Here is a 1,079-nt window from a genome sequence, read left to right on the forward strand (position 1 = left end):
ATCCATCGCAGCCTGAAGGTTGATAACATTTTTGGTGCGGAGATCGCCTAGTACTGCCACCTGTCAGGGGCTGTGCCGGCGAAACATATGGCGACACCGGCCATATTTCAAGATTTTCGCAAAGCTCTGCGCGCCATCCACAAATTGCTCAAAGCAAACAACGTGGTGATCTGGGCGGTATTTTTCATCAAACCCCGATAGCGGCTCTTCGCGTAACCGAACTGCCGCTTGATGACACGAAACGGGTGCTCAACCTTGGCTCGAATTCCAGCTTTCAGGCGTTCGATCTGATCGTATATCGCGTCCAGAGGATCACTCAGGTCCAGCATTCTGCGCTTGCCCGGTCTCATCGCAACATGCCACCGCGCTGCGTCAGCCTCACAATGCTTTTCGATCCCCTGATACCCGGCGTCAGCGTAGACATCCGTCTCCTCGCCATGCAGTAACGCCTGGGCAACGGTGATGTCGTGCACATTGGCCGCCGTTCCAATGACCGTATGAACCAGTCCGGAGTCTGCGTCCACGCCGATGTGCGATTTCATGCCGAAGTACCAGTTGCCGCCTTTCTGCGTCGAATGCATTTCTGGATCCCGGGTGCCGGAACCGTTCTTTGTAGAACTGGGCGCGGCAATCAGGGTGGCGTCAACTGCGGATCCAGCCTTTAGCATCAAGCCTTTCTCCGTCAGGATCTCATTGACCAGCGCGAGCATTTGCGCCGCCAGCCCATGCGTCTCGAGCAGATGGCGGAACCGCAGAATCGTGCTTTCATCCGGCAAGCGCACCATGCCGCCGTCAAGACCCGCGAACTCGCGATACAGCGGCACGTCGTACAGCGCCTCTTCCATTGCAGGGTCCGACAGACTGAACCACTGCTGCATAAAATGAATCTGCAGCATCGTCGCGATCGGGAAAGGCGGTCGGCCGGTTTTGCCTGTCGGATAGTGCGGCTCGATCAGCGCAATCAGCTTCGACCAAGGCACAACACGCCGCATCTCATCGAGAAATTCCCGCTTGCGCGTGCGCTTCGTTGACAGATCCAGACCAAGACCCAACTGCGACATCACTCTTCTCCTCAACTA

Annotated in this window: 1 protein-coding gene; it reads right to left on the bottom strand. The window is 56.7% G+C overall.

Translation table 11 applies throughout. From position 1 onward, the window contains the following. Positions 1-107 precede the first annotated feature (107 nt). Positions 108-1,061, bottom strand: coding sequence for an IS5 family transposase (locus C0Z16_RS36995; RefSeq protein WP_102636850.1), 954 nt, complete (start codon positions 1,059-1,061; stop codon positions 108-110). Positions 1,062-1,079: the final 18 nt, after the last annotated feature.

The organism is Paraburkholderia rhynchosiae (assembly GCF_002879865.1).
Lineage (GTDB): Bacteria > Pseudomonadota > Gammaproteobacteria > Burkholderiales > Burkholderiaceae > Paraburkholderia > Paraburkholderia rhynchosiae.